Annotated in this window: 16 protein-coding genes and 1 tRNA gene; 13 read left to right on the top strand and 4 right to left on the bottom strand. The window is 54.1% G+C overall.

The window, feature by feature from the left end; translation table 11 throughout:
- Positions 1–102: 102 nt before the first annotated feature.
- Both OGV94_RS01555 and mutH read right to left on the bottom strand, forming a co-directional pair.
- Positions 103–816 carry a TerC family protein gene (locus OGV94_RS01555; RefSeq protein WP_003033961.1) on the bottom strand — a complete coding sequence of 238 codons (714 nt, stop codon included), beginning with the start codon at positions 814–816 and terminating at the stop codon, positions 103–105.
- A 75-nt stretch (positions 817–891) separates the two neighbouring features.
- Positions 892–1,587 (bottom strand): DNA mismatch repair endonuclease MutH, encoded by a 696-nt coding sequence (gene mutH, locus OGV94_RS01550; protein WP_043017438.1) that lies wholly within the window; start codon positions 1,585–1,587, stop codon positions 892–894.
- A 684-nt stretch (positions 1,588–2,271) separates the two neighbouring features.
- On the opposite strand from mutH, the gene rppH reads away from it, so the two are divergent.
- From rppH to recD, 12 genes are all read left to right on the top strand, one after another.
- Positions 2,272–2,802, top strand: a complete 531-nt coding sequence (gene rppH, locus OGV94_RS01545; RefSeq protein ID WP_003825602.1) for an RNA pyrophosphohydrolase — start codon at positions 2,272–2,274, stop codon at positions 2,800–2,802.
- Positions 2,803–2,814: 12 nt separating this feature from the next.
- Complete coding sequence (gene ptsP, locus OGV94_RS01540; protein ID WP_043017437.1) at positions 2,815–5,061, top strand: phosphoenolpyruvate--protein phosphotransferase; 2,247 nt, start codon at positions 2,815–2,817, stop codon at positions 5,059–5,061.
- 222 nt (positions 5,062–5,283) lie between these two features.
- A complete protein-coding gene (gene lgt / locus OGV94_RS01535) occupies positions 5,284–6,159 on the top strand; it encodes a prolipoprotein diacylglyceryl transferase (RefSeq protein WP_043017436.1) in 876 nt (291 codons plus the stop codon).
- Between the two features lie 6 nt (positions 6,160–6,165).
- On the top strand, positions 6,166–6,960 hold the full coding sequence (gene thyA, locus OGV94_RS01530) for a thymidylate synthase (protein WP_003033990.1): 795 nt from the start codon (positions 6,166–6,168) through the stop codon (positions 6,958–6,960).
- A gap of 183 nt (positions 6,961–7,143) precedes the next feature.
- A complete protein-coding gene (locus OGV94_RS01525; protein WP_181634345.1) occupies positions 7,144–7,614 on the top strand; it encodes a prepilin peptidase-dependent protein in 471 nt (156 codons plus the stop codon).
- Positions 7,605–8,168, top strand: a complete 564-nt coding sequence (locus OGV94_RS01520; RefSeq protein WP_080626148.1) for a prepilin peptidase-dependent protein — start codon at positions 7,605–7,607, stop codon at positions 8,166–8,168. The genes OGV94_RS01525 and OGV94_RS01520 overlap by 10 nt, the downstream gene beginning before the upstream one ends.
- A complete protein-coding gene (locus OGV94_RS01515) occupies positions 8,165–8,572 on the top strand; it encodes a DUF2509 family protein (RefSeq protein WP_286518645.1) in 408 nt (135 codons plus the stop codon). The genes OGV94_RS01520 and OGV94_RS01515 overlap by 4 nt, the downstream gene beginning before the upstream one ends.
- Positions 8,557–8,880 (top strand): prepilin-type N-terminal cleavage/methylation domain-containing protein, encoded by a 324-nt coding sequence (locus OGV94_RS01510; protein WP_043017431.1) that lies wholly within the window; start codon positions 8,557–8,559, stop codon positions 8,878–8,880. Before OGV94_RS01515 ends, OGV94_RS01510 begins: the two co-directional genes overlap by 16 nt.
- Positions 8,881–8,892: 12 nt before the next feature.
- Positions 8,893–12,261, top strand: a complete 3,369-nt coding sequence (recC, locus tag OGV94_RS01505; protein ID WP_286522455.1) for an exodeoxyribonuclease V subunit gamma — start codon at positions 8,893–8,895, stop codon at positions 12,259–12,261.
- 179 nt (positions 12,262–12,440) lie between these two features.
- Positions 12,441–15,329 carry a pitrilysin gene (gene ptrA, locus OGV94_RS01500; protein ID WP_105179661.1) on the top strand — a complete coding sequence of 963 codons (2,889 nt, stop codon included), beginning with the start codon at positions 12,441–12,443 and terminating at the stop codon, positions 15,327–15,329.
- Complete coding sequence (gene recB, locus OGV94_RS01495; protein WP_286522453.1) at positions 15,322–18,867, top strand: exodeoxyribonuclease V subunit beta; 3,546 nt, start codon at positions 15,322–15,324, stop codon at positions 18,865–18,867. The genes ptrA and recB overlap by 8 nt, the downstream gene beginning before the upstream one ends.
- The gene (gene recD / locus OGV94_RS01490) at positions 18,864–20,693 is read left to right on the top strand and encodes an exodeoxyribonuclease V subunit alpha (protein WP_181231107.1); all 1,830 of its coding nucleotides are present in this window, start codon (positions 18,864–18,866) and stop codon (positions 20,691–20,693) included. The genes recB and recD overlap by 4 nt, the downstream gene beginning before the upstream one ends.
- A 44-nt stretch (positions 20,694–20,737) precedes the next feature.
- On the opposite strand, the gene argA is transcribed toward recD, so the two are convergent.
- Positions 20,738–22,069 carry an amino-acid N-acetyltransferase gene (gene argA / locus OGV94_RS01485; RefSeq protein WP_043017426.1) on the bottom strand — a complete coding sequence of 444 codons (1,332 nt, stop codon included), beginning with the start codon at positions 22,067–22,069 and terminating at the stop codon, positions 20,738–20,740.
- 234 nt (positions 22,070–22,303) lie between these two features.
- On the opposite strand from argA, the gene amiC reads away from it, so the two are divergent.
- Entirely contained in the window at positions 22,304–23,557 is a 1,254-nt protein-coding gene (gene amiC, locus OGV94_RS01480; protein ID WP_043017425.1) for an N-acetylmuramoyl-L-alanine amidase AmiC, read from the top strand.
- A 74-nt stretch (positions 23,558–23,631) separates the two neighbouring features.
- Here the strand turns inward: amiC and OGV94_RS01475 are convergent.
- Positions 23,632–23,708 (bottom strand) — tRNA-Met (locus OGV94_RS01475).
- Between the last annotated feature and the right edge of the window lie 2 nt (positions 23,709–23,710).

Below are 23,710 nucleotides of genomic sequence, written 5' to 3'. Positions count from 1 at the left end.
ATAACGCGAAGTTGTGCATGGTGAAAGCAGTAAAATCTTAAACTGTGAGAAGGGGTAGGTGTGGCCGGCATTCGCTCCCCTTGCAGGGAGCGATGGGTTTCCTCAGAGCGGATTTTTTTTATTACGCCACAGGTTCAGGGTCTCTACTGCGATAGAGAAGAACATGGCGAAATAGATATATCCTTTCGGAACGTGGACGTCGAAACTTTCCAGAATTAGCGTAAAACCGACCAAAATCAGGAACGAGAGCGCCAGCATTTTTACCGAAGGATGGCGATCGACAAACTCGCCAATTGGGCGCGCGGCAAACATCATCACGCCTACGGCAATCACCACCGCCGCCATCATAATAAACAGATGATCGGACAAGCCAACCGCAGTAATCACGGAATCCAGACTGAAGATAATGTCTAACAACATGATCTGCACAATCGCGCCCAGGAAAGAAGATACGCGGGTTTTCAGTCCCTCTTCCTCGCCTTCAATGGATTCGTGGATCTCCTTACTGGCTTTCCAGATAAGGAACAATCCCCCCAGCAGAAGGATCAGGTCGCGCGCTGATATCGCCTCGCCAAACAGTTCGAATAGCGGGTTTGTCAGCCGCGTTACCCAGGCGATAGAAGCCAGCAGTGCCAGACGCATGATCATCGCCGCTGCAAGCCCAATGCGTCGGGCATGATTACGTTGCGCTGTCGGGAGTTTGGCTACAACCAGAGAGAGGAAAATAATATTGTCGATCCCAAGAACGATCTCCAGCAGCGTCAGCGTACCGAGCGCAAGCCAGGCGTTAGGATCGGTTATCCATGCAAATAACATCGAACAAAGTCCTGCCAAAAAAAAGAAGCGGTAATTATAGGCCCGTAACGCGGCGGGTGAAAGGCCGGACGGTGCCTATTGCGCCTGGAACAAGAAATGTCGCTCAAGCAATGCGCGGGTGAAGTTCTTTTTCAAGTAAAAGCCGCGTGGCAGGGTGAGGATGGGTTCGCCATGAGCGCCAATGGCCTCGGTTAGCGCTCGGGCGTTGGCTGCTTTAGGACGCAGCTGCAGTACTTCCCCATGGCGAGCGGTGATGCGTTCGACATGGCCTAACACTATCATGTCCATCAACTCTTCCCAGTCCAGACGCAACTGCTGGTCTTCTTCTTCATTCGGGCTCCACAGCAGGGGAGAGCCGACGCGACGCTCAGCCAGCGGGATGCTGCGTTCGCCTTCCACCGGGATCCACAGAACGCGTTTAAGTTTGTGCCGCACATGGCTGGTTTCCCAGGTGACGCCAGTATTACCGGTTAACGGCGCCACACACACAAAGGTGGTTTCCAGCGGTCTGCCAAGACTGTCCACAGGGATCGTTTTCAGCTCCACGCCCAGTGCCGCAAAATCCTGCTCTGGTTTACTGCCCGCGCTGGCACCGAGCCAGATTTCCAGTAGCACGCCAATCCAGCCTTTATCGCGCTTGAGATCCTTAGGCGCCACGATTCCCGCCATTGCCGCTAATTCTCCTAACGCGTAGCCCGAAAGTAGCCGCGCCTGGCTCAGCAACTGGGCTTCAGATTCAGGGGGAGAAAGCAACGGACGGAGTTCAGGCATCGGGTTAACCCTTAGGTGAAAAAATGAGCAATGATTTTATACCGTGTGGACAGAGTTTATCTTTTTCCACATGCTTTATTCAATTCTATGATTTATATTGGTTTTTAGATTCACGTGTGCAGAGTTGCGCAACAGCGAAGTGGGTTTTCCAATTCTGGTCACTGACAATGAACAGGATCTTACACCATGTTATCCACAGAAAGATGGGATAACTGTGAAAAAGCCCCACTACTGTTTCAATTTACAGCCTTGACGTGCGACGAAAATCGAATTTTCACACAAATTGTGCCTAACTTATTGGCATAATCTGTGGATAAAACCAACGCTGGTCGATCTTTCATCAGCCTGAAGATCGTGTGCGTGATACACGTCACATTTCTAAGTGTTTATTTGCACTGATCGGTTTTAACTTTATGAATCAATAAGACTATTTTTGATATGTGACGAATGTCTTATTCGGACTGTTCTGGGTTTTCCCATAGTAATTCCGTACTTCTTCACAACTATATCCACAGAAAAGGTGAATAAAATCGCCTTGCTTGCCCTTATTCTGTTTATAACTCGGCCCTTAGCTGTGAGTTATTCAATTGTTATTAGAATATCGCACCCTTAACAGAGTGGTTTACCGCCCCTCAGGAGTGTGAAACAATCGTTTGTATATAAGGTTTATGTTGAGGTAGTCCGGTGATTGATGACGATGGCTACCGCCCGAATGTAGGGATAGTAATTTGTAACCGCCAGGGGCAGGTCATGTGGGCCCGGCGATTTGGTCAGCACTCCTGGCAATTCCCGCAAGGTGGGATAAATGCAGGAGAGACAGCAGAGCAGGCGATGTACCGGGAACTCTTTGAAGAAGTGGGTCTTAGTCGTAAAGATGTACGGATCCTTGCTTCTACTCGTAACTGGTTGCGTTACAAGTTACCGAAACGTTTGGTGCGTTGGGACACGAAGCCGGTTTGTATCGGCCAGAAACAAAAATGGTTTCTTCTGCAATTGGTCAGCAGCGATGCTGAAATCAATATGCAAACCAGCAGTACACCTGAGTTCGACGGCTGGCGCTGGGTGAGTTACTGGTATCCGGTTCGACAGGTGGTGTCATTTAAACGCGATGTCTATCGCAGGGTGATGAAAGAATTCGCAAGTGTTGTCATGGCGCTTCAGGAGAGTACTCCTAAGCCGCAAAGCGCACCTGCGTACAGACGTAAAAGAGGTTAAGCTACGCAAATTATGCTCACCCGCCTGCGCGAAATAGTCGAAAAGGTGGCCAGTGCTCCGCGTCTGAATGAAGCGCTGAATATTCTGGTTACCGACATCTGTCTTGCGATGGATACAGAGGTCTGTTCGGTTTATCTGGCCGATCACGATCGACGTTGTTATTACCTCATGGCGACCCGGGGACTGAAAAAACCGCGTGGTCGCACTGTCGCACTCGCGTTTGATGAAGGTATCGTTGGCCTAGTTGGCAGGCTGGCGGAACCTATCAACCTCGCCGATGCGCAAAAACATCCCAGCTTTAAATACATTCCTTCGGTAAAAGAAGAGCGCTTTCGTGCGTTCTTAGGCGTGCCGATCATTCAGCGCCGCCAGCTTTTAGGTGTGCTGGTGGTACAGCAGCGCGAATTGCGCCAGTACGATGAAAGTGAAGAGTCTTTCCTCGTCACGCTCGCCACGCAAATGGCGGCTATTCTTTCGCAGTCGCAGCTAAACGCGCTGTTCGGCCAATACCGGCAAACGCGTATCCGTGCATTGCCTGCTGCTCCCGGTGTGGCAATAGCCGAAGGCTGGCAGGACGCGACGCTGCCGCTGATGGAACAGGTCTATCAGGCTTCAACGCTGGACCCGGTGCTTGAGCGCGAGCGACTGACCGGTGCGCTGGAAGAGGCGGCGAACGAATTTCGCCGCTACAGCAAACGCTTTACCGCCGGGGCGCAGAAAGAAACGGCGGCGATCTTTGATCTCTATTCACACCTGCTTTCCGATACCCGTCTGCGCCGTGAGCTGTTTGCGGAAGTGGATAACGGTTCGGTGGCCGAGTGGGCCGTGAAAACGATCATCGAAAAGTTTGCCGAACAGTTTGCCGCCCTGAGCGATAACTACCTCAAAGAGCGGGCCGGAGATTTACGTGCGCTGGGCCAGCGTCTGCTGTTCCATCTTGACGACTCTGTTCAGGGGCCGAATGCCTGGCCGGAACGTTTTGTGCTGGTGGCGGATGAGCTTTCCGCGACCACGCTGGCGGAACTTCCTCAGGACCGGCTAGTCGGTGTGGTTGTCCGGGACGGCGCAGCCAACTCCCATGCGGCAATTATGGTTCGTGCGCTGGGTATCCCTACCGTCATGGGGGCCGATATCCAGCCTTCGGTGCTGCATCGCCGTACGTTGGTGGTGGACGGTTATCGCGGTGAACTGCTGGTTGATCCGGAACCGGTGTTGATCCAGGAATACCAGCGTCTTATCAGTGAAGAAATTGAGCTGAGCCGCCTGGCGGAAGACGACGTCAACCAACCCGCGCAGTTGAAAAGCGGCGAGCGCGTGAAGGTGATGCTCAATGCGGGTCTCAGCCCGGAACATGAAGAAAAGCTGGGTAGCCGAATCGACGGCATTGGCCTGTACCGCACTGAAATCCCGTTCATGCTGCAAAGCGGTTTTCCTTCGGAAGAAGAACAGGTTGCGCAGTATCAGGGGATGCTGCAAATGTTTAATGACAAGCCGGTAACTCTGCGTACTCTGGATGTCGGCGCCGATAAACAACTGCCCTACATGCCGATAAGTGAAGAGAACCCGTGCCTTGGCTGGCGTGGGATCCGCATAACGCTCGATCAGCCGGAGATCTTTTTGATCCAGGTTCGCGCCATGCTGCGAGCCAACGCGGCAACAGGCAACCTCAGCATTTTGCTGCCGATGGTTACCAGCATTGATGAAGTGGACGAAGCGCGACGTTTGATTGAACGCGCCGGACGTGAAGTGGAAGAGATGATCGGCTATGCGATCCCGAAACCGCGCATTGGCATCATGCTGGAAGTTCCGTCGATGGTATTCATGCTGCCGCATCTGACAAACCGGATAGACTTTATCTCGGTCGGAACTAACGATTTAACCCAGTACATTCTGGCCGTCGATCGTAACAATACGCGGGTAGCCAGCATTTATGACAGCCTGCATCCGGGGATGTTACGTGCGCTGGCGATGATTGCGCAGGAAGCCGAAAAAAGCGGTATCGATTTGCGCCTGTGCGGTGAGATGGCGGGCGACCCGATGTGCGTGGCTATTCTGATCGGCCTTGGTTTTCGTCATTTGTCGATGAACGGTCGTTCCGTCGCTCGCGTCAAATATCTGCTGCGTCATATCGATTTTGATGAAGCGCAAACGCTGGCGCAGCGCAGCCTGGAAGCGCAGATGGCGGCAGAAGTACGCCATCAGGTAGCGGCCTTTATGGAGCGCCGTGGCATGGGGGGATTGATTCGCGGGGGATTATAGGCCTGACAAATTTCGTGTTATCAGCCTGTAGGCCTGGTAAGCGTAGCACCATCAGGCATTGCGGGGGGATAAAGATTACCTATACAGATCTTTTACATCTTCCCGGCATCCGCTGCGATCCCCTTGTGCTATCATTCGCACCTTTGGAGCGCCTGTATTATGCAGGCGCGCTTATCAATTGCTGTCTGACTTCAGCGAAATAACAAGAACTTGTGGTGACAGATGACCAGTAGCTATCTGCATTTTCCGGATTTCGATCCGGTCATTTTCTCAATCGGACCCGTCGCGCTTCACTGGTACGGCTTAATGTATTTGGTGGGGTTTATATTTGCGATGTGGCTGGCGACCCGCCGCGCGAATCGTCCGGGCAGTGGCTGGACCAAAAATGAAGTAGAAAACTTACTGTATGCGGGCTTCCTTGGGGTTTTCCTCGGCGGGCGTATTGGTTACGTACTGTTCTATAACTTCCCGTTATTCCTCGATAATCCGCTGTATCTGTTCCGCGTCTGGGACGGTGGGATGTCCTTCCACGGTGGGCTTATTGGTGTGATCCTGGTGATGATTATCTTCGCCAAACGCACCAAACGTTCGTTCTTCCAGGTTTCTGATTTCATCGCCCCGCTGATTCCGTTTGGTCTGGGCGCAGGGCGTCTGGGTAACTTTATCAACGGTGAGCTGTGGGGACGCGTTGACCCGAACTTCAAGTTTTCCATGCTGTTCCCGGGCTCTCGCACCGAAGATATTTTACTGCTGCAAACTAACCCACAATGGCAGTCTATTTTTGATACCTACGGCTCGCTGCCGCGCCACGCCTCACAGCTTTATGAGATGGCGCTCGAAGGTGTCGTGCTGTTTATCATTCTCAACCTGTACATTCGCAAGCCGCGCCCGATGGGCTCGGTATCCGGTCTGTTCCTGATTGGCTATGGCGCGTTTCGTATTATCGTTGAATTCTTCCGCCAGCCGGATGCGCAGTTTACCGGCACCTGGGTACAGTACATCAGCATGGGACAGATCCTCTCTATCCCGATGATTGTCGCAGGCATTATTATGATGGTTTGGGCGTACCGCCGCAGCCCACAGCAACACGTTTCCTGAGGAACCATGAAACAGTATTTAGAACTGATGCAAAAAGTGCTGGATGAAGGCACACAGAAAAACGACCGTACCGGAACCGGAACGCTTTCCATTTTTGGTCATCAGATGCGTTTTAATCTGCAGGAAGGGTTCCCGCTGGTTACGACTAAACGCTGCCATTTACGCTCGATCATTCATGAGCTGCTGTGGTTTTTGCAGGGCGACACCAACGTTGCCTACCTGCATGAAAACAACGTCTCAATCTGGGACGAATGGGCGGATGAAAACGGTAATTTAGGCCCGGTTTATGGCAAACAATGGCGCGCGTGGCCTACGCCAGATGGACGCCATATTGACCAGATCACCACGGTGTTAAACCAGCTCAAAAATGACCCGGACTCTCGCCGTATCATCGTTTCCGCATGGAACGTCGGCGAGCTGGATAAAATGGCGCTGGCGCCGTGCCATGCGTTCTTCCAGTTTTACGTAGCGGATGGCAAGCTCTCCTGCCAACTGTATCAGCGTTCGTGCGATGTGTTCCTCGGCTTGCCGTTTAACATTGCCAGCTACGCCCTGTTGGTGCACATGATGGCGCAGCAGTGCGATCTGGAAGTAGGTGATTTTGTCTGGACCGGTGGCGACACGCACCTGTACAGCAATCATATGGATCAAACGCATCTGCAGCTTAGCCGTGAACCGCGCGCGCTGCCGAAGCTGGTTATCAAACGTAAGCCTGAATCTATTTTTGACTATCGCTTCGAAGACTTCGAAATTGAAGGCTACGATCCGCATCCTGGTATTAAAGCGCCAGTGGCTATCTAACCGGCTTCATGCTGTCACAACCGACGCCTGTGTGCGTCGGTTTTTTTTATCTAAAATCGCGTTCTTCGGCGCAGATTCCTGAATTATTGCAATGGACTGCAACTCGAAAAATATTCTCCGTAGCTCGCCGTAGAAACCGAATTTCCCGCTCGTTATTCATTTTCCTCACGCCATACTGGCGGCATGAAAAAACAACACGGCTACACGCTTCTCGAAACCCTGATTACGATGCTGATCGTCGCGGCGCTTGGAGCATCAGGTCTTTATGGCTGGCAGCGCTGGCAGCAACAACAGCGCCTGTGGCAAACCGCCTGCCAGGTCCGGGATTACCTGCTGCAACTGCGTGAAGATGCTAACTGGCGTAACCGCGATCACGTGATAAGCGTGATTCGGGATGGCGCATCGTGGTGCTTTGTCAGCTCTGCGGCTTCGCAAGATGTGTGCAAACCCGCTTCACCTTTGGTGTTTACACCGCTCTGGGACGATGTCGAGTTGGCAGAGATAACGCCTTCACTGGCCTTTTTTGGTCTGCGCAATACGGCATGGGCCGGACATATCCGCCTGAAAAATACGGCAGGGGAATGGCGGGTGGTGGTATCTGGTTGGGGGCGAATCAGGCTTTGCGAACGCGATGAGGCCCGGTTATGTCAGTAAAGGAACGGGGATTTTCACTGCTGGAGGTACTCATTGCGATGGCGATTAGCAGCGTTTTACTGCTTAGCTCAGCGCAATTTTTACCGGCGCTACAGCGAGAGATTCTGCGCAATACGAGCCAGTTGGCGCTGGAAGATGAAATATGGCAGCGGGTCTATACCGTGGCTAAGCACCTTCAGCGGGCAGGGTATTGCCGGGGAAACTGTGGCGGAGAGGGACTGGTGATATCGGCTAAGGGGGACTGTGTTATTGCCCGCTGGGATGCTAACAGCAACGGCGTTTGGGACAGCAGTTCCGCTAAAGAGGCTGATGCTATCGGGTTTCGTTTACAGGACAAGGTGCTGGAGACCCTGCGGGGAGCAACTGACTGTAATGGAAAAGGGTGGGAGAAAATGACCGATCCAGCCACGATACAGATTGAGGCATTTCAGGTTGAACGCCTGAAGATCAGCGGATATTCCCCGCTCCTTACGCTGCGTTTGCGCGGAGTGAACAATGTCGAACCACAAAAGGTTATTGAAGCCGTGTACAGCGTTACGGGATTCAACCTGTGAACCGCGAGAGAGGCGCTTCATCTCTGGCGATGGTCCTGTTGCTGCTGGTGCTCGGTAGTCTTCTGCTGCAAGGCGCTAGCAGACAGGAGGCCAGTTTTGCTTCACGAGTGGTGACGCAAAGCCAGGCGCTGCAGCGTCAGGCGACGGTGCAATCCGCGTTGGAATGGGGACGTATGCAGCCCTGGCGCATACAACCCGCCGTACAGTGTCGGCGCGATACCATGAAGGATGCCGCGGTTTGCCTGCGCCTGCTTACCAATAATTTCGTGCTGCTTATTGCTCACTATGAAGGGGTGTCTCTATGGCGTCAGGGAGCGGTTATCGATGGCAACATCGCCTTCTCGGCCAATGGCTGGAGCGATTTTTGCCCGTTAAAGGAGCAGGCGTTATGTCAGATCCCCTGAACAGACAGCGTGGCTTTAGCCTGCCGGAAGTGATGCTGGCAATGGTACTGATGATAATGATTGTGACCGCGTTGTCGGGATACCAGCGGGCGCTGATGAACAGCTTTATCATCAGAAACCAGTACCAACAACTCTGGCGTCATGCCTGGCAGCAAACCCAGCTGTATCAGTTTTCATCACCTTTGGACTGGCAGATTAACCGAATGCAGACAACGAGAGCGGGATGTGTCAGCATCAACGTTAAAATATCTTCACCCCTGGGCAGGCAGGGTCAGATGACGCGTCTGCATTGCCCGAATCGTCAGTAGTCAGGAGTCGCTATGTTAAGGGTCTACCACTCCAATCGTCTGGATGTGCTGGAAGCGTTAATGGAATTTATCGTTGAGCGCGAGCGGCTGGACGACCCCTTTGAACCTGAGATGATCCTGGTTCAAAGTACCGGCATGGCGCAGTGGCTACAAATGACCCTTGCACAGAAGTTTAGTATTGCCGCCAACATCGATTTTCCGCTGCCTGCGAGTTTTATCTGGGATATGTTTGTGCGCGTGCTGCCGGATATCCCGAAAGAGAGCGCGTTTAGCAAACAGAGCATGAGTTGGAAGTTGATGACGCTGTTGCCGCAGTTACTGGATGGCGATGATTTCGCATTGCTGCGCCACTATCTGACGGACGACACCGATAAGCGCAAGCTGTTTCAGCTTTCCTCGCGCGCTGCTGACCTTTTTGACCAGTATTTAGTCTACCGCCCTGACTGGTTGACCCAGTGGGAAGCCGGGCGACTGGTTGACGGACTTGGCGAGTCTCAGGCCTGGCAGGCCCCGTTGTGGAAAGCGCTGGTGGAATACACTGAGGAATTGGGCCAGCCGCGCTGGCATCGTGCCAATTTATACCAACGTTTTATTCAGACCCTGGAAAGTGCGTCCGAGTGCCCGCAGGGACTGCCTTCTCGCGTCTTTATTTGCGGTATTTCGGCGCTGCCGCCGGTTTATTTGCAGGCATTGCAGGCGCTGGGTAAGCACATTGATATTCATCTGCTGTTTACCAACCCTTGTCGCTACTACTGGGGGGATATAAAAGATCCCGCCTGGCTGGCGAAGCTGATGGCGCGTCAGCGTCGGCACAGCTTTGAAGAACGCCATCTGCCGTTGTTTCGTGACAGTCAGAAAGCTGAAGGATTATTTAATAGCGATGGCGAACAGGATGTGGGCAACCCGATGCTGGCCTCATGGGGCAAACTGGGGCGCGATTACATTTACCTGCTTTCAGAGCTAGAGAATAGTCAGGAGCTGGATGCGTTCGTCGATATTACGCCTGACAATCTTTTGCACAATATTCAATCGGATATTCTGGAGCTTGAAAGTCATGCTGTGGCGGGCGTTACGCTGGAAGAATATTCCCGGAGCGACAATAAACGCCGGCTTGAGCTGAACGATACCAGCGTGACTTTCCATGTCTGCCATAGCCCACAGCGCGAGGTAGAAATTCTTCATGACCGCTTGCTGGCAATGCTGGAAGCGGATCCAACGCTGACGCCGCGCGATATTATCGTGATGGTGGCGGATATCGACAGCTACAGTCCATTCATTCAGTCGGTCTTTGGCAGCGCGCCAGCCGAGCGTTACTTACCTTACGCGATTTCCGACCGTCGGGCGCGCCAGTCTCATCCCGTCTTACAGGCCTTTATTAGCCTGCTGTCGCTGCCGGATAGCCGTTTTGTCTCAGAGGATGTCCTGGCGTTACTGGATGTTCCCGTGCTGGCGGCGCGTTTCAATATCGATGAAGAGGGGCTGCGCTATCTTCGCTTATGGGTCAATGAATCCGGTATTCGCTGGGGAATTGACGACGATAACGTGCGTGAGCTGGAGCTTCCGCCTACAGGTCAGCATACCTGGCAATTTGGTTTAACGCGTATGCTGCTCGGCTACGCGATGGAAAGCGCGCAGGGCGAGTGGCAATCGGTATTGCCTTACGATGAGTCCAGCGGATTGATTGCCGAGCTGGTTGGGCATCTGGCCTCGTTGCTGATGCAGCTCAATCTTTGGCGTAGAGGGTTAGCGCAGGAACGACCGCTGGAAGAATGGCTACCTGTTTGCCGGGACATGCTTAATGATTTCTTCCTGCCGGACGCGGATACCGAAGCGGCGATGACGCTGATTGAACAGCAGTGGCAGGCCATTATCACTGAAGGTTTGGGAGCCGAGTATGGCGAGGCCGTACCGCTCTCTCTGTTACGTGATGAGCTGGCGCAGCGTCTTGACCAGGAGCGCATCAGCCAGCGCTTCCTGGCGGGGCCCGTAAACATTTGTACGCTGATGCCGATGCGTTCTATTCCTTTCAAGGTGGTGTGCCTGCTGGGCATGAACGATGGCGTTTATCCGCGCCAGCTTGCGCCGCTGGGCTTTGATTTAATGAGCCAAAAACCGATGCGGGGCGATCGTAGTCGTCGCGATGATGACCGCTATCTGTTCCTCGAAGCATTGATTTCGGCACAGCAAACGCTCTATATCAGCTACATTGGCCGATCCATTCAGGACAACAGCGAGCGCTTCCCGTCGGTTCTGGTACAGGAATTGATGGACTACATTGGGCAAAGCCACTATCTGCCGGGCGATGAATCGTTAACCTGCGATCAAAGCGAGGCCCGGGTAAAAGCGCACGTTACCCGTTTGCATACCCGTATGCCCTTTGATGCACAAAACTATCTACCGGGTGAACAGCAAAGCTATGCCCGGGAATGGCTGCCTGCGGCGAGTCTGTCAGGAAAAGCGCACTCGGACTTTGTACAGCCTCTTCCCTTTGAGATGCCCGAAACGCTGACGCTGGAAACGCTGCAGCGATTTTGGGCTCATCCGGTACGCGCCTTTTTCCAGATGCGTTTGAGGGTTAATTTCCGCTCTGAAGAGAGTGAGATCCCCGATACGGAACCTTTCACCCTTGAAGGATTAACCCGCTATCAGCTTAATCAGCAATTGCTTAATACGCTGGTTGAAGAGAACGATGCTGAACGGCTGTTCCGCCGTTTTCGTGCGGCGGGCGCGCTACCCTATGGGCCATTTGGCGAAATTCTGTGGGATACGCAGCGTCAGGAGATGCAGTCGCTGGCTGAACGCATTATCGCCTGTCGCCAGCCCTGTCAGAGTATGGAAATCGACCTTAACTGTAACGGCGTGCAAATCACCGGTTGGCTGCCGCAGGTACAAGAGGACGGTTTGTTGCGCTGGCGCCCATCTTTGATAAGCATTGCGCAAGGTGTGCAACTTTGGCTGGAACATCTTGTCTATTGTGCCAGTGGCGGTACGGGAGAGAGCCGGTTGTTCCTGCGTAAAGACGGGGAATGGCGTTTTCCGCCGCTGGATGCAGAACAGGCGTTACTGTACCTGTCGCAACTCATTGAGGGGTATCGGGAAGGCATGTCGTCACCGTTGCTGGTGTTGCCCGAAAGCGGCGGTGCATGGATAAAAACCTGTTATGACGCCGCAAATGATGCCATGTTAGATGACGATGCAACGTTGCAAAAAGCGCGCAGTAAGTTTCTGCAGGCCTATGAAGGCAACATGATAGTACGAGGTGAAGGCGACGACATCTGGTATCAGCGTCTTTGGCGACAACTGGATGCTGATACGCTGGAGACCATTGTTTTACAGTCTCAGCACTACCTGTTACCGATTTTTCGCTTTAATCAGTCATGATGGTTGTATAAAAATTGCGCAATTTGATGGCTTCATCTATGATGCGCATTCTGTCACGGACTGATTCTTATAAAGAGAAGATGCTGGCTCGTTCAGCACAGAGTCTTGCCCTGTTCAGACCACGTATTCATACGTGCTTTGCAGTGAACAGGTGAATACGTTAATGATGAGGTTTGTGAATGCCCCGCAGCACCTGGTTTAGCGCATTACTGTTGTTCGTCGCCCTTTGGGTTCCCGTAAGTCAGGCAGATACCGGTTGGCAGCCTTTAGCTGAAACCATCCGTAAAAGCGATAAAGACACCCGTCAGTATCAGGCCGTGCGCCTTGATAATGGCATGGTCGTGCTGCTGGTATCCGATCCTCAGGCCGTGAAATCCCTCTCTGCACTGGTCGTCCCCGTGGGCTCGCTGGAAGATCCGGACGATCATCAGGGGCTGGCGCATTATCTTGAACACATGTGCCTGATGGGCTCGAAAAAATACCCGCAGCCGGACAGCCTGGCTGAATTCCTGAAAATGCACGGCGGCAGCCACAATGCCAGCACAGCGCCTTATCGTACGGCCTTCTATCTTGAAGTCGAAAACGACGCGCTGGTGGGGGCGGTGGATCGTCTGGCGGACGCTATTGCCGATCCGTTACTGGATAAAAAATATGCCGACCGTGAGCGTAACGCGGTTAACTCCGAGCTGACGCTGGCGCGTACCCGAGACGGGATGCGTATGGCGCAGGTGAGCGCTGAGACTATCAACCCGGCGCACCCAGGCTCGCGTTTCTCCGGCGGAAATCTCGAGACATTAAGCGATAAACCGGGTAACCCGGTGGTGCAGGCATTACAAAATTTTCATGAAAAGTACTACTCCGCGAACCTGATGAAGGCAGTGATTTATAGTAATAAACCGCTGCCAGAGCTGGCGCGGATAGCGGCTGACACCTTTGGACGCGTACCGAACAGAAATATCGCAAAACCTGAAATTACCGTACCGGTAGTCACCGACGCGCAAAAGGGCGTCATCATCCACTATGTTCCGGCAATGCCGCGTAAAGTGCTGCGCGTCGAGTTTCGTATCGATAACAACAGCGCGCAGTTCCGCAGTAAAACCGATGAACTGGTGACCTACCTGATTGGCAATCGTAGCCCGGGCACGTTGTCTGACTGGCTGCAAAAGCAGGGCCTGGTTGAAGGTATTCGCGCAGACTCCGATCCGGTGGTCAACGGGAACAGCGGCGTGTTAGCCATTTCCGCGACGTTAACCGACAAGGGGCTGGCGAACCGCGATGAAGTTGTTGCGGCAATCTTTAGCTACCTCAATTTGTTACGCGAGAAAGGCGTCGATAAACGTTATTTTGACGAGCTGGCGCACGTGCTGGATCTGGATTTCCGTTATCCCTCCATCACCCGTGATATGGACTACGTGGAATGGTTGGCTGATACCATGATCCGTGTTCCCGTCGAACATACGCTGGATGCGGTGAATATTGCTGACCAGTACGATGCGAAAGCCGTTGAGCAACGCCTGGCAATGATGACGCCGCAGAATGCGCGTATCTGGTATATCAGCGCGAAAGAACCGCATAATAAAACCGCGTATTTTGTCGATGCGCCTTACCAGGTGGATAAGATCAGCGACAAAACCTTTGCCGACTGGCAGCAAAAAGCGCAGGGCATTGCGCTGTCTTTACCGGAGTTAAACCCCTACATTCCGGATGATTTCACACTGATTAAAACGGATAAAAAATACGCCCACCCGGAACTGATTGTTGATGAGCCGGATTTACGTGTGGTGTATGCGCCGAGCCAGTATTTTGCCAGTGAGCCGAAGGCTGACGTTAGCGCGATCCTGCGTAACCCGAAAGCCATGGACAGCGCGCGCAACCAGGTTTTATTCGCACTTAACGATTACCTGGCGGGGATTGCGCTCGATCAGTTAAGCAACCAGGCGTCGGTAGGTGGAATTGGTTTCTCAACCAATGCTAACAATGGGTTGATGCTTAACGCCAACGGCTACACCCAACGTCTGCCGCAGCTTTTTCAGGCGCTGCTGAGCGGCTATTTCAGCTACACCTCAACGGATGAACAGCTGGAACAGGCAAAATCGTGGTATGCGCAGATGATGGATTCCGCAGAGAAGGGGAAAGCCTACGATCAGGCCATTATGCCGGTGCAGATGCTTTCTCAGGTACCGTATTTCTCACGTGATGAACGCCGTAAGCTGCTGCCTTCTATCACCCTGAAAGAGGTGATGACCTACCGCGACGCCTTAAAAACCGGTGCGCGACCTGAATTCCTGGTAATTGGTAATATGAGCGCAGCTCAGGCGACAACCATGGCGCGGGATATCCAGCAACAGCTTGGCGCTAACGGGTCACAGTGGTGTCGCAACAAAGATGTGGTGGTGGACAAGAAGCAGTCCGTTATCTTTGAAAAAGCAGGCAGCAGCACGGATTCTGCGCTGGCGGCCGTATTTGTGCCAGCCGGATACGATGAATACGCCAGTTCAGCCTACAGCGCCATGTTAGGGCAGATTGTTCAGCCGTGGTTCTACAATCAATTGCGTACTGAAGAACAGTTAGGCTACGCCGTATTTGCATTCCCAATGAGCGTTGGCCGTCAGTGGGGAATGGGGTTCCTGCTGCAAAGCAGCGATAAGCAGCCGTCTTACCTCTGGGAGCGTTATAAAGCGTTCTTCCCGACGGCGGAAGCGAAGCTGCGGGCGATGAAACCTGAAGAGTTTGCGCAAATTCAGCAGGCGATTATTGCGCAAATGCTGCAGGCACCGCAAACGCTGGGGGCTGAAGCCTCGCAGTTAAGCAAAGATTTTGATCGCGGTAATATGCGCTTCGATTCACGTGATAAAATAGTGGCTCAGATTAAACTGCTGACGCCGCAAAAACTTGCCGATTTCTTCCATCAGGCGGTGGTTGAGCCGCAAGGCATGGCGATACTGTCACAGGTTTCCGGCAGTCAGAACGGGAAAGCAGAATATGTGCACCCGGAAGGCTGGAAAGTGTGGCAGACCGTCAGCGCGTTGCAGCAAACCTTACCCCTGATGAGTGATAAGAATGAATGATGCCGCTGAGTCCCTTGATCCACTGCGCTTGCCCCTGACGGGCGAGCGCCTGATTGAAGCCTCTGCGGGCACCGGTAAAACCTTTACCATCGCCGCTCTGTATTTACGTTTACTGCTTGGACTGGGCGGCGCTGCCGCCTTTCCTCGTCCTCTGACCGTCGAAGAACTGCTGGTGGTCACCTTCACCGAGGCGGCCACCGAAGAGCTGCGCGGTCGAATTCGTAGCAACATTCATGAACTGCGAATTGCCTGCCTGCGTGAAACTACCGACAACCCGCTATACGCCCGTTTGTTAGATGAAATCGCCGATAAAAAACAGGCCGCTCAGTGGCTGCTACTGGCTGAAAGACAGATGGATGAAGCGGCGGTGTTTACCATCCACGGTTTTTGTCAGCGTATGCTCAGTCTCAACGCCTTTGAATCAGGCATGCTGTTCGAACAGCAACTGATAGAAGATGAATCGCTGCTGCGCTATCAGGCCTGTGCGGACTTCTGGCGTCGACACTGCTACCCGCTGCCCCGCGACATTGCGCAGGCGATTTTTGAAACGTGGAAAGGACCGCAGGCGCTGCTGAGGGATATCGATCGCTATCTGCAGGGGGAAGCGCCGGTTATCAAGGCCCCGCCGTCCGATGACGAAACGCTGGCCTCCCGGCACGAACAAATTCTCACGCGCATTAGTCAAATCAAGCAGCAATGGCGCGATTGCGTTGATGAGCTGGACGGCCTGCTGGAAGCCTCCGGGATCGACAGACGTAAATTTAATCGCGGTAACCAGGGGAAGTGGATCGAAAAGATCAGCGCGTGGGCGCAGGAAGAAACTCAAAGTTACCAGCTTCCTGACGCGCTGGAGAAATTCTCACAGCGTTTTCTGCAAGAGCGCACTAAAGCGGGCGGGATAACTCCTCAGCACCCGCTGTTTGTTGCTATTGATGAACTGCTTAGCGAACCGTTAACCCTGCGGGATCTGGTGATCACCCGGGCGCTGGCGGAGATCCGCACGGCGGTTGCCGAAGAGAAACGACGCCGCGGTGAGCTGGGTTTTGACGATATGCTCAGCCGTCTGGATGCGGCGTTGCGCAGTGAAAGCGGCGATGCGCTGGCGACGGCGATTCGTACCCGTTTTCCGGTCGCGATGATCGATGAATTTCAGGATACCGATCCGCAGCAGTACCGTATTTTTCGCCGGATCTGGCAGCATCAGCCGGATACTGCACTGCTGCTGATTGGCGATCCGAAACAGGCGATTTACGCGTTTCGCGGCGCGGATATCTTCACCTATATGAAGGCGCGCAGCGAAGTCAGCGCACACTATACGCTCGATACCAACTGGCGTTCGGCCCCTGGCATGGTCAATAGCGTGAATACGCTTTTCAGCCAGATGGACGACGCCTTTATGTTCCGCGAAATCCCCTTCAGCCCGGTAAAATCTGCAGAAAAAAACCAGGCGCTTCAGTTTGTTTTACACGGTGAAACGCAACCCGCTATGAGTATGTGGCTGATGGAAGGGGAAAGCTGTGGCGTAGGCGACTATCAGAACTACATGGCCCAGGTGTGCGCCACGCAAATTCGCGACTGGCTTAAGGCCGGGCATTCTGGCGCGGCGCAACTGGTCAGTGGTAAAACATCCAGTCCGGTACGCGCGTCGGACATCAGCGTATTGGTTCGTAGCCGCCAGGAAGCGGCGCTGGTCCGTGATGCGCTGACCCAACTGGCCATTCCCTCCGTCTACCTCTCTAACCGTGACAGCGTATTTGAAACGCTGGAGGCGCAGGAGTTGCTGTGGGTGCTGCAGGCGGTGATGACGCCGGAGCGTGAGAATACGCTGCGTAGCGCGCTGGCGACCTCGATGATGGGGCTGAATGCGCAGGATCTTGAAGCGTTAAATAACGACGAAAATGCCTGGGATGCGGTGGTCGAAGAGTTCGATGGCTATCGTCAGATCTGGCATAAACGCGGCGTGATGCCGATGCTGCGCGCGCTGATGGCAGCCCGCCAGATTGCGGAAAACCTGCTGGCGACGGCGGGGGGCGAACGCCGCCTGACAGACATTCTACACATCAGCGAACTGTTGCAGGAAGCGGGGTCGCAACTGGAAAGTGAGCATGCGCTGGTGCGCTGGTTATCCCAGCATATTCTTGAACCCGACAGCAACGCGTCCAGCCAGCAGCTCAGGCTGGAAAGCGACAAGCATCTGGTCAAAATCGTCACCATCCATAAATCGAAAGGGCTGGAGTATCCGCTGGTTTGGCTGCCGTTTATCACCAATTTCCGTGTCCAGGATCAGGCTTTCTACCACGATCGCAGCTCTTTTGAAGCTGTGCTGGATCTCAGCGATGCCGAGGAGAGCGTTGAGCTGGCCGAAGCGGAACGCCTGGCGGAAGACCTGCGTTTGCTTTATGTCGCGCTAACCCGTTCGGTATGGCACTGCAGCCTTGGCGTTGCGCCGTTGGTGCGACGCCGGGGCGATAAAAAAGGGGATACCGATGTGCATCAGAGTGCCCTTGGCCGCCTGTTGCAAAAAGGCGAGCCGATGGATGCTGCGGGTCTGCGTGGTGCGATTGAAGCGCTTTGCAGCAACGATATTGCCTGCCAGACGCCTGCGCAGCCTGACGGTGAAACCTGGCAGGTTACGCAGGCTGTTAGCAGCGAACTGAGTGCGAAAATACTGCGGCGTACGCCCGGCGATAGCTGGCGAGTGACCAGTTATTCCGGTCTGCAACAGCGGGGACATGGTATCGCGCAGGATCTGATCCCGCGACTCGATATCGATGCCGCAGGCGTCGGTGAGGTTATTGAAGAGTCAGGACTTACACCGCATCAGTTCCCGCGCGGCGCTTCGCCGGGTACGTTCTTGCATAGCCTGTTTGAAGATCTCGATTTTACGCAACCGGTGGATCCGCATTGGGTCGAAGAGCAACTGGCGTTGGGGGGTTATGACGCGCACTGGACGCCGGTTTTGACCGAATGGTTGGACGCCATTTTGCAAGCGCCTCTCAACGAGACGGGCGTGAGTTTGAGCCATCTTTCCGCGCGTGAAAAACAGGTGGAGATGGAGTTTTATCTGCCGATTTCGCAGCCGCTGATGGCCAACCAACTTGATGCGTTGATTCGTCAGTACGATCCGCTCTCAGCGGGGTGCCCTGCGCTGGAATTTATGCAGGTGCGTGGCATGCTGAAAGGGTTTATTGACCTGGTATTCCGCCACCAGGGGCGTTATTACCTGCTCGATTACAAATCGAACTGGCTGGGCGAAGACAGCTCAGCCTATACGCAGCAGGCGATGGCCTCTGCCATGCAGGTGCATCGCTACGACCTGCAGTATCAACTTTATACCCTGGCGCTGCATCGCTACTTGCGCCATCGCATTGCTGATTACGATTATGAACGCCATTTTGGCGGCGTTATTTATCTCTTCCTGCGTGGTGTTGACAGTGAGAATCCGCAGCAGGGAATTTACGCGACCCGACCTGACGGGGAGTTGATCGCCTTGATGGATGAGTTATTTGCTGGTGCGCTGCTGGAGGAGATGTCATGACAATCCAGAAACGATTACTGGAAGCCGTTGAGCAAAAGCAGCTCAGGCCTCTGGATGCTCAGTTTGCGCTGGCGGTTGCCGGAAATGATAACCCTGCCGTTGCGCTGGCGGCGGCGTTGCTCAGCCGCGAAGCAGGTGAAGGGCACGTCTGCTTACCGCTTTCACGGTTATCCCTGAGTGAGGACGCGCATCCTCTGTTAAGCGGCTGGCTCGCTGAAGCGGGAGAGCCTGAGAACTGGGCGGACTGCCTGCTGGCTTCCGGGGCGGTAAGCCGTGGCGATCAACCCACGCCGCTGGTGCTGTATGGCGATCGCCTGTACCTGAACCGGATGTGGCATAACGAACGCGCGGTGGCGCGCTTTTTCAGTGAGGTAAACCACGCCATTGAGGTGGACGAACAACGCCTGACCCATACGCTGGAGGCGCTGTTTCCGCCATCAGAGGGAGTTAACTGGCAAAAAGTGGCCGCTGCTGTAGCGCTGACCCGTCGTATATCGGTGATCTCCGGCGGGCCGGGAACCGGAAAAACGACAACGGTTGCGAGGCTGCTGGCGGCATTGATTCAGATGGCGGACGGTGAACGCTGTCGTATTCGACTGGCAGCGCCAACGGGAAAGGCGGCAGCGCGCCTGACCGCCTCGCTGGGTGCGGCACTGCGAGAGCTACCGCTAACCGATGAGCAAAAGAAACGCATTCCCGATGACGCCAGTACGCTGCATCGATTATTAGGCGCTCAGCCTGGCAGTCAGCGCCTGCGTCATCATGCGGGAAACCCGCTGCATCTGGATGTGCTGGTGGTGGATGAAGCTTCGATGATCGATTTGCCGATGATGTCGCGCCTTATCGATGCGCTGCCGCCGCACGGGCGGGTGATTTTTCTGGGCGATCGCGACCAGCTCGCTTCTGTCGAGGCGGGGGCGGTGCTGGGGGATATCTGTGCTTTCGTCAGTGACGGGTTTACCCCGGAACGCGCCCGCCAGCTCAGTCGCCTGACCGGAAGCGCTATTCCGGCAGGGCCGGGAACTCAGGCGGCAGCTCTGCGCGACAGTCTGTGCCTGCTGCAAAAGAGCTACCGTTTTGGCAGCGATTCCGGAATTGGTCAGTTGGCTGCTGCGATTAATCGCGGCGACAAAGCTGCGATAAAAACGGTTTTCCAGCAGGGATTTAGCGACATCGAAAAACGCACGTTACACAGCAGCGAGGATTATGCCGCAATGCTGGATGAGGCGTTGGCGGGCTATGGGCACTATCTGGATTTACTGCGCGAGGGTGCCGAACCGGATGCTGTCATTCAGGCCTTCAATGAGTATCAACTGCTATGTGCCCTGCGGGAAGGGCCGTTTGGCGTGGGCGGTTTGAATGAACGCATCGAGCAGGTGATGGCGCAAAAACGTAAAATTCATCGTTCACCGCATAGCCGCTGGTATGAGGGAAGGCCGGTGATGATCGCGCGCAATGACAGTTCGCTGGGATTATTTAACGGCGATATCGGTATTGCCCTCGATCGTGGACAGGGCCTGAGGGTGTGGTTTACGCTGCCGGACGGTGCTATCAAATCGGTGCAACCCAGCCGCTTGCCTGAGCATGAAACCACCTGGGCGATGACGGTGCATAAATCGCAGGGATCCGAGTTTGACCACGCGGCGTTGATTTTACCCAGCCAGCATTCACCCGTGGTTACCCGCGAGCTGGTCTATACCGCCGTTACCCGCGCGCGTCGCCGTCTGTCGCTGTATGCCGATGAGCGGATACTGAGTGGCGCCGTTGCCACCCGCACCGAACGTCGCAGCGGATTGTCGTCATTATTTAATGACGGCATGATGTAGATGTAGGCCGGATAAGGCAGTTATGCCGCATCCGGCAACGACTCTTACCCCAAATCCGCCATCAGCACTTTTGACCGCCGCTGATAGTTGTACATCTCTTTCTTGCTTTCCGGCAGCAGGTCGATATCCACCGGCGTGAAACCGCGCTCCTGGAACCAGTGGATGCTGCGCGTGGTCAGCACAAACAGCTTGCTTAGCCCCATTTGCCGGGCTTGCGCGGCGATCCGTTCCAGCAACACTTCCCCGCGCGACGAACTACGGTAGTCCGGATGCACCGCCACGCACGCCATCTCGCCAATTCTCTCTTCCGGGAAAGGATACAGAGCGGCGCAGGCGATGGTCAGGTTATCACGCTGGATAATCGTGAATTTGTCGATCTCCATTTCCAACTGCTCGCGCGAGCGGCGGACCAGAATACCCTGCTGCTCCAGCGGGCGGATCAGCTCCAGAATCCCGCCGATATCGTTAATGGTGGCGCGACGGATCTGCTCGGCGCTTTCCATTACGATCTGTGTACCGATCCCGTCGCGGGAGAACAGTTCCTGCAGCAAGGCGCCATCTTCCTGATAGCTGATCAGATGGCAGCGGCGTACGCCACTGCGACAAGCTTTCACCGCCCCGCGCAGGAAGCGCACCGTGCCGGAGCTGTAATCGCCTTTCTCTTCCTGCAACTCAACGCGAGCCTGGGCTTCGTTAGGAAACAGCTCGGAAATAATATCGCCATCATCGTTGGTGACGCCCTGAGACGAGCAAAACCCGATCATTTTCTCCGCCTTCAGTTTGATAGCCAACTGTGTGGCGACCTCTTCTGACGTCAGGTTAAAGCTCTCACCGGTGACGGAAACGGCGACCGGCCCCAGCAGCACAATCGCGCCGCTGTCTAACTGGCGGTGAATGGCATCTTCATCAATACGACGAATACGCCCGCTATGGCAGTAATCTACGCCGTCATCAACGCCCAGTGGCTGAGAGATAATAAAATTACCGCTGACCACGTTGATGTGTGCACCTTGCAGTGGCGTATTATTCAGGCTCATCGACAGGCGGGCGGTAATATCAAGCTGAAGTAATCCCGCAGCCTGTTTGACCAGCTCGAGCGTTTTAGCGTCGGTAACGCGCGTATTTTTGTGGTACACCGGTTCATGATGATGCGCCGCAAGGTTGGCATCAATCTGCGGTCGTGCGCCATAGACCACGACGAGGCGGATGCCGAGGCTATGAAGAAGACCAATGTCATTGACGATACTGGAAAAGTTTTCATGCTCGATGGCTTCGCCGCCCAGCATAATGACAAACGTTTTTCCCCGATGGGTATTGATATAGGGAACAGAATGGCGGAATCCCTGTACCAGTTCGGTTCTACGCTCCTTCACCACGGCACACCCTCATTGCATGATTATTCGTAATTTGTGTATTTTTATTCTGTTTTGGCGCTGTGCGCAAGCGTAATTTTTACCCACCCCGAAGATTTATCTCAGTAATGCCGTGAATATAAAAAGAATGTTTACCCTTTTATTGATGACAGATTATGCGTCATTCGCTAAAGTTTCCGGTCAATTCGGACGTTTTACGTATTACCTCAATAAAGATTTCTTTTGCTCGGGAGAAGCATGTCGGGATCCAATTCAGCAATCAGTCGCCGCCGTTTACTGAAAGGTGCGGGTGCTATGTGGCTTTTGAGCGTCAGCCAGGTCGGTCTGGCTGCCGTGAGTCAGGTCGTTGCCGTTCGTGTCTGGCCTGCGTCCAGCTATACCCGCGTCACGGTAGAATCTAACCGTCTGCTGAAATACAAACAGTTTGCCCTGAGTAATCCTGAGCGTGTGGTTGTGGATATTGAAGGCGTTAACTTGAACTCGGTGCTTAAGGGCATTGGTACGCAGATCCGTCCTGACGATCCGTATATTAAGTCGGCGCGTGTTGGGCAGTTTGACCCACAGACCGTGCGGATGGTGTTCGAGCTGAAACAGAACGTGAAGCCGCAACTTTTTGCGCTGGCTCCGGTGGCTGGCTTTAAAGAACGTCTGGTGATGGATCTCTATCCTGCGAATGCCCAGGATGTTCAGGATCCGTTGCTGGCGTTGCTGGAAGATTACAACAAGGGCGATCTGGATAAACAGGTGCCGCCTGCGCAAAGTGGCCCGCAGCCTGGTAAAGCGGGGCGCGATCGTCCGATTGTCATTATGCTGGACCCTGGCCACGGTGGAGAGGATTCCGGTGCGGTGGGGAAATACAAGACGCGTGAAAAAGATGTGGTACTGCAGATTGCCCGCCGCCTGCGAGCCCTCATAGAGAAAGAGGGCAACATGAAGGTCTTTATGACGCGAAATGAAGATATCTTCATTCCGCTTAAAGTCCGCGTGGCGAAAGCGCAGAAGCAGCGTGCAGACCTGTTTGTCTCTATTCACGCCGATGCCTTTACCAGCAGACAGCCCAGCGGTTCGTCGGTGTTCGCGCTCTCAACCAAAGGCGCCACCAGTACCGCCGCGAAATATCTGGCGCAGACCCAGAACGCCTCGGATCTCATCGGTGGCGTCAGCAAAAGCGGTGACCGTTATGTCGACCACACCATGTTCGACATGGTGCAATCGCTGACCATCGCCGACAGCCTGAAGTTTGGTAAAGCGGTATTGAACAAGCTTGGAAAAATCAATAACCTACATAAAAATCAGGTTGAACAGGCCGGGTTTGCGGTGCTAAAAGCGCCGGATATCCCATCCATTCTGGTAGAAACGGCATTTATCAGTAACGTTGAGGAAGAGCGTAAACTCAAAACGGCGACCTTCCAGCAGGAAGTTGCAGAGTCGATTCTGGCGGGGATTAAAGCCTACTTTGCCGATGGGGCGACGCTGGCGAGAAGGGGATAACAAAAAAGCGCTGAAAAGCGCTTTTTTTATGGGCGACAGAAACAAAAAAACACCCGTTAAGGTGTTTAATGTGTTGGTTGCGGGGGCCGGATTTGAACCGACGACCTTCGGGTTATGAGCCCGACGAGCTACCAGGCTGCTCCACCCCGCGTC

Origin of the sequence: Citrobacter sp. Ce006, from assembly GCF_030336535.1 — a bacterium.
In the GTDB taxonomy this organism is placed as follows: domain Bacteria; phylum Pseudomonadota; class Gammaproteobacteria; order Enterobacterales; family Enterobacteriaceae; genus Citrobacter; species Citrobacter europaeus.
This window is presented reverse-complemented; position numbering and strand designations above follow the sequence as displayed.

Bases quoted from the DNA above. Each gene is read 5' to 3' on its own strand.
- recC (WP_286522455.1), top strand. From the start codon at position 8,893: ATGTTAAGGGTCTACCACTCCAATCGTCTGGATGTGCTGGAAGCGTTA.
- OGV94_RS01555 (WP_003033961.1), bottom strand. From the start codon at position 816: ATGTTATTTGCATGGATAACCGATCCTAACGCCTGGCTTGCGCTCGGT.
- OGV94_RS01510 (WP_043017431.1), top strand. From the start codon at position 8,557: ATGTCAGATCCCCTGAACAGACAGCGTGGCTTTAGCCTGCCGGAAGTG.
- ptrA (WP_105179661.1), top strand. From the start codon at position 12,441: ATGCCCCGCAGCACCTGGTTTAGCGCATTACTGTTGTTCGTCGCCCTT.
- mutH (WP_043017438.1), bottom strand. From the start codon at position 1,587: ATGCCTGAACTCCGTCCGTTGCTTTCTCCCCCTGAATCTGAAGCCCAG.
- OGV94_RS01525 (WP_181634345.1), top strand. From the start codon at position 7,144: ATGAAAAAACAACACGGCTACACGCTTCTCGAAACCCTGATTACGATG.
- recB (WP_286522453.1), top strand. From the start codon at position 15,322: ATGAATGATGCCGCTGAGTCCCTTGATCCACTGCGCTTGCCCCTGACG.
- thyA (WP_003033990.1), top strand. From the start codon at position 6,166: ATGAAACAGTATTTAGAACTGATGCAAAAAGTGCTGGATGAAGGCACA.
- lgt (WP_043017436.1), top strand. From the start codon at position 5,284: ATGACCAGTAGCTATCTGCATTTTCCGGATTTCGATCCGGTCATTTTC.
- recD (WP_181231107.1), top strand. From the start codon at position 18,864: ATGACAATCCAGAAACGATTACTGGAAGCCGTTGAGCAAAAGCAGCTC.
- ptsP (WP_043017437.1), top strand. From the start codon at position 2,815: ATGCTCACCCGCCTGCGCGAAATAGTCGAAAAGGTGGCCAGTGCTCCG.
- OGV94_RS01520 (WP_080626148.1), top strand. From the start codon at position 7,605: ATGTCAGTAAAGGAACGGGGATTTTCACTGCTGGAGGTACTCATTGCG.
- amiC (WP_043017425.1), top strand. From the start codon at position 22,304: ATGTCGGGATCCAATTCAGCAATCAGTCGCCGCCGTTTACTGAAAGGT.